Annotated in this window: 5 protein-coding genes; 4 read left to right on the top strand and 1 reads right to left on the bottom strand. The window is 39.8% G+C overall.

Annotated elements, in window-relative coordinates:
* The 3 genes from VNZ46_RS07520 to VNZ46_RS07510 all read left to right on the top strand — a co-directional run.
* Positions 1-309, top strand: a 309-nt coding sequence (locus tag VNZ46_RS07520) for a hypothetical protein (RefSeq protein WP_325559465.1), incomplete at its 5' end; no start/stop codon positions are given.
* A gap of 27 nt (positions 310-336) precedes the next feature.
* Positions 337-1896: an SLC5 family protein gene (locus VNZ46_RS07515; protein ID WP_325559464.1), complete on the top strand. Its 1560-nt coding sequence runs from the start codon at positions 337-339 to the stop codon at positions 1894-1896.
* Positions 1897-1903: 7 nt separating this feature from the next.
* Positions 1904-2338, top strand: coding sequence for an L-rhamnose mutarotase (locus VNZ46_RS07510; protein WP_325559463.1), 435 nt, complete (start codon positions 1904-1906; stop codon positions 2336-2338).
* A 12-nt stretch (positions 2339-2350) separates the two neighbouring features.
* On the opposite strand, the gene VNZ46_RS07505 is transcribed toward VNZ46_RS07510, so the two are convergent.
* The gene (locus tag VNZ46_RS07505; protein WP_325559462.1) at positions 2351-3220 is read right to left on the bottom strand and encodes an AraC family transcriptional regulator; all 870 of its coding nucleotides are present in this window, start codon (positions 3218-3220) and stop codon (positions 2351-2353) included.
* Positions 3221-3465: 245 nt separating this feature from the next.
* Here VNZ46_RS07505 and VNZ46_RS07500 point away from each other — a divergent pair.
* A partial coding sequence (locus VNZ46_RS07500) for a carboxypeptidase-like regulatory domain-containing protein (protein WP_325559461.1) occupies positions 3466-5192 on the top strand: 1727 nt, incomplete at its 3' end.

Here is a 5192-nt window from a genome sequence, read left to right as displayed (position 1 = left end):
GTAAGAGACCTCAGTCAAAACCAAAAAATACAATTCTCTTCCGGAGGATATTCTTTATATTCGACGGCGCTCATGGCTTCTGCTGATGAAGGTGGTTTGGTGGAGTACCTGTATTCTATTATGCATGGTCTGGAAGCTTATTTTCTGATATGCCCAACCTGGAAAAATGGTAAGTTTATCTTGCCGGATACGGAAGGCTTTCCAGTAAGAATAGATTGGGATTATTGTTATAAAGCGAACAAAGTAATACAGGAGAAAATATGGGAAAGGCAATATATTCAGAAGTACAATCCTAGAGTATCCATGTAATTAGCGACATAAATAACCAAACAGACCGTGAATTTATCTTTTAATCAAGTTGACTATTTAGTGTTGGGATGTTATATCCTGGCCCTATTCTTTATCGGTTTTTATCTGAACAGGAAAGAGAAAGGCCAGGAAGATATTTTCCTGGGGGGCAGGACCTTAAAATGGTGGCAAATAGGCTTTTCTATGTTCAGTGCCAATGCCGGCCCGATGATGCTGATTGGTTTTGCAGGGATCGGTTTTTCTCATGGTATAGTTGGCAGTAATTTTGAATTGCTGGCCTGGGTCTTTTTGATGCTGTTGGCCATGGCATTTTTGCCTTATTATCTCAAAGCTAAAATTAGCACCATTCCACAGTTTTTGCTGATCCGTTTCGGTAAACGCTCTTATAATTTCCTGGTCATCTACAGTCTGATTTCTATATTGGTGGTCTGGTTGGGCAGTGCATTGTACGCCGGGGGATTATTGATCTCCGGAATATTTGGCTGTTCTTTATTCACTGCAATTGTTGTCATTGCTTGCATTGCCACCAGTTTTACGGCAGTTGGAGGATTGAAAGCAGTAGTTCGTACGGGAGTTTTTCAATCGGTTATTATTATTGCTTCTTCTATCGTGCTTACTTTTATAGGTTTTCAGAAAATTGGAGGTATCGGTTCTTTAATGAGTCAAACACCAGCCAATTACTGGAAGCTTTTTCTTCCTGCATCACATCCGGAGTACAGCTGGATCTCTATTGTTTTGGGATACCCGGTTGTGGCTATCTATTACTGGTGTGCAGATCAGACCATAGTACAAAAAGTGCTGGCAGCTAAGGATTTAAGAGAAGGGCAATATGGGGCGGTCTTTATTGCAGCCCTTAAGATTATCATGCCTTTAATATTCATTGTTCCAGGTATTATGTGCTATGTCCTATTTAAAGATACCGCTCAGCCAGACAATGCCTATATCACCATGATCAAAAGATTGATGCCCCATGGTTTACTGGGTTTGAGCATTGCAGCCTTGATCGCAGCATTGATTGATACGGTTTCCTCCAGTTTAAATGCATTTTGTACCGTATTTACTTTAGATGTTGTGACGCAAGTCAAAGTGCTTGACCAAAAGCAACAGGTAAGAATGGGTAGGTGGGTTACCTTAATTGCCGCCATATGTGGTGTTGGGATTGCGATGCTTTTCTCTTATTCAGGAAAAGATTTTTTTGAACTGAGTCAGGGACTGGTTTCTATACTTGCTCCTCCTTTGTCTGTCGTTTTTCTGGCGGGGGTGATGTGGAAACGCGTAAACAGTACTGCAGCAGAAATTGTACTTTACGGCGGTGGGTTGCTCTGTCTGATACTAGGGGCATGTCACGTGTTAAACTATCCATATAAGGGTTACTGGCCACATTTTCTAATGCTTTCGTTTTACATATTCGTGGCCCTGAGTGTGGTCATTATCATCATTTCACTGCTTACAAAGCCTAAAGAAAACATGGCTTTGCCTTCACTGCTGGAATCAAAAAATGAAGTGGTAGGCAGTTCCAAAACAACCTGGCTGGTGTGGTTGGCTTTAGCCGCTGTTATGATTTTGATTTATGTGATTTTTAATTGATTTCCCCATGAAAAACCTGTCCCTGAATTTAATATTGATCCTGTTTGCCTGTTTTTTAACCATGTGTAAACAACAAGTGGATCCTGTATCAAAAGAGGTTGAATATGCAGAAAAGATATTCGTAGTCAATACGGTAGACAACAATAAGAAACTGAATGAATATTTGGACTACCACAAACATATATGGCCTGAGGTAGAGGCGGGTTTTAAAAAAGCGGGTTATAAAAGCATCACACTATATCGTTTCAATGACCTTATTGTAATGCGCATAACCGTTCCTAAAAATGCCAACTTGAACGCAATGGGTAAATTGGCCGAGTCTTACAGCCCACGCTGCGTAGAATGGAATAAAGTAATGAATAATTATCAAAAAGGAGTTGCCGGGACAATGCCCGGCCAGAAGTGGGTAGAGGTGATCCCTTTTTATAAGTTTAGCAATTAGCAGATTGCCATGTTAAGCAGAAGTTTTGTACTGCTTAATGAAATCTCTCGGGGAAAGACCCTTTACATCTTTGAAGTGTTTGTTGAAATTGGAGATGTTATTATATCCGCTTTTATAACAAGTTTCAGTAACATTGTAATTGCCTTCCATTAATAATTTTGCGGCATGTCCAACCCTGATTTCTTTAATAAATTCTACCAGGGTTCTGTTGGTTTTTAATTTAAAGAACCGGCAGAAGGCGGCGGTAGACATAGGTATTACTGCAGCCACATCCTGGAGTGAGATATCTTCTTTAAAATTCTTAAAAATATAATCGAAAACCCGGTTGATCTTGTTCGCTTCTGTTGAATTTTCAATGATATTGAAAGAAGGAGAGGACAAGGTACAATAACTATCAGCAGATTTTGCCAAAATATCCAGTAGCTGGAGCATAAGCGCTGCACGCGATAGCCCGCTTTCAAAAAGCATTTGATTGAGAATATGCTTAGCCCTTACTATGGTGGGGCCAGAAAATCGAATACCCTTTGCTGCATCTGAAAAAAGTTGATTTAGATGTTGTGCTTCGGGTTTTTCAAGTAATTCTTTTCCGAGGAAATCCGGAAAGAAATGAACTACAGTGGCTTGGGGGGTTATACGTTCATCTACAGCATTGTAATATTGCCAGCAATGGGGCAAATAACTTCCAAGTAAGATCAGTTCAGTTCCGTTGAAATCTTCAATATGATCACCTACAAAGCGTTTCCCACTGCAATTCTCTAATAATGCAATTTCAAAATTAACATGGGATTTTAATGAAGTATACTTTTTTATTTCCAGGATTTCCGACCGTACTGTAAAAGACTGTTCTGGTGGAAAAGTGAAATTCTCGTAGATGTATTGCATTTTACTTAAAAATCTAATTTTTAGGGAATGTATTGATAAGTAACTATTGGTTAGAATTGGAACTAAAGTTAAACAAACATATGAAGTTTCTATACAATTCAAATTTTTATTTGTAGCTATTGCTGCAAAAAAAGCATTGTAAACGGTCAAATTAACAGTGGTCAGCCCAGAATATTCTCCTCAATTTTATCTTGTTGATGCTGAGTAAGTAAAGCCTCGATGAACCAAATAACTAAACCAATAAAATGATGAAACGATTATTAAAAATGCAACTACAATTGCTTGGGATGATTTGGCTGCTGCTGCAGCCGTATCATGTTATGGCCCAGGAGAGACTCTCGGGAACTGTTATTGATAGCAAGGATAAAAAACCATTGCCGGGTGCAACTGTTACTGTGCAAGGTGGTTCTGGAAAAGCCATAACAAATGCCGACGGAAAATTTGAAATCTTTACCAAGAAGGGCAATTCTCTGGTGATCTCTATGATCGGTTACACCAGCCAAACGGTAAATGCAGGGGTGAGGATGAAAATAGAGTTAATACCCTCAACTGTAAATCTAAATGAGGTAAGGATTGGCTATGGAACTCAGAAAAAAGAATTGGTTTCAGTTTCTGTGGAACATGTTAAATTTACCGAAGCCGACAATGAAATACCAACTACGATGGCAGGTAATTTATTGGCCGGCCGTATGGCCGGTGTTGCAGTGGGCAATCCAAATGGTATTCCTGGGCAATCGTCACCTGGTATTACGATCCGTACTGCAACTTCATTTTCGGGCACTTCACAACCTGTATTGTTTGTAATAGACGGGAAAGTGAGTAATTTAACCGATTTTAATAACCTTAGTCCCAATGAAATAGATGAAGTTACTACCCTAAAAGACGCAGCTGCAACGGCTGCTTATGGTGCCAGAGCAGCTGGAGGTGTTATTGTGGTGACAACTAAGCGTGGAAAAGTTGGAAAAGCTTTGGTTCAATATTCCTTTAATACTGGATTTGATTCAAGACTTAAGAATATGGCATTGACTTCAGGGATCCAGGGTGGCGAATTATATAATCAGATTAACCCAAGTGCGACTGACAAATGGACGCCGGCTGATTTTGCTTATATGCAGAACATCGACAACGGATATGGTTACAATCAACTGCAAACCATATGGAAAAATCCGTCCACTACCACCCATAATATAAGCGTTTCTGGCGGTAGTGATAAATTGAAGTACTTTATAGGTGGTTCTTATGTAAAGCAGGAGGGTTTCATGAAGAATCTTGAATACGATAAGTATAATTTTAGGGCCAATATTTCGGGAGATTTAACCAAAAATCTGAGCTTTTTCGCTGGTATGGCTTTAAATAATGATTTTACACATAGCACAACAAGTACTTCGGTGGGGGATCCATCTGGGATTTACACAAAGTTATTGGTTTGGCAGCCGTGGCAGCCGGTTTACACTAAGGGTGGATTGCCTATTGATTATGGCTGGATAGCCAATGTTGGGCAGGAAACAAATGGCGGCGGCGGTTATATTAACAGTAATCTTTTAAAGCCCACAATTAACCTGAATATGACCTATAAAGTTCCGTTTGTTCCTGGGTTAAGTGCTACTGCAAGCTATATCAAATCTTATACGAATGCCCGTACAAAAGCCTTTCAGAGACAATACACCATGTATGTAATGAAAGCCCCTGACCCATATATGATCAGTACCAATGATGATGATATCGTGGGCACCAAGCTATCGTCACAGGTTAATCCAAGCTATTTAGAAGAGCAATCAACCTGGGCTGAAGATAAGCAACTGAACCTTCAACTGAATTATGAAAAAACTTTCAATAAACATCATGTTAAGGGATGGGTGATTTATGAAAGTGCCGAAAGCAAAAGTGGCGGTATGGATGCCTGGATTAATAGCTTCCCTGTTTACACTACTGATCAATGGTGGGCGGCAAGTACCCAAACCATCAATAAGGG

The organism is Pedobacter sp. (assembly GCF_035566355.1).
In the GTDB taxonomy this organism is placed as follows: Bacteria; Bacteroidota; Bacteroidia; order Sphingobacteriales; family Sphingobacteriaceae; genus Pedobacter.
The sequence above is the reverse complement of the archived record's forward strand: the minus strand, read 5'-3'. Positions and strand labels throughout refer to the sequence as shown.

Coding starts and splice junctions, on each gene's coding strand:
- VNZ46_RS07505 (WP_325559462.1), bottom strand. CDS start 3,220: ATGCAATACATCTACGAGAATTTCACTTTTCCACCAGAACAGTCTTTT.
- VNZ46_RS07510 (WP_325559463.1), top strand. CDS start 1,904: ATGAAAAACCTGTCCCTGAATTTAATATTGATCCTGTTTGCCTGTTTT.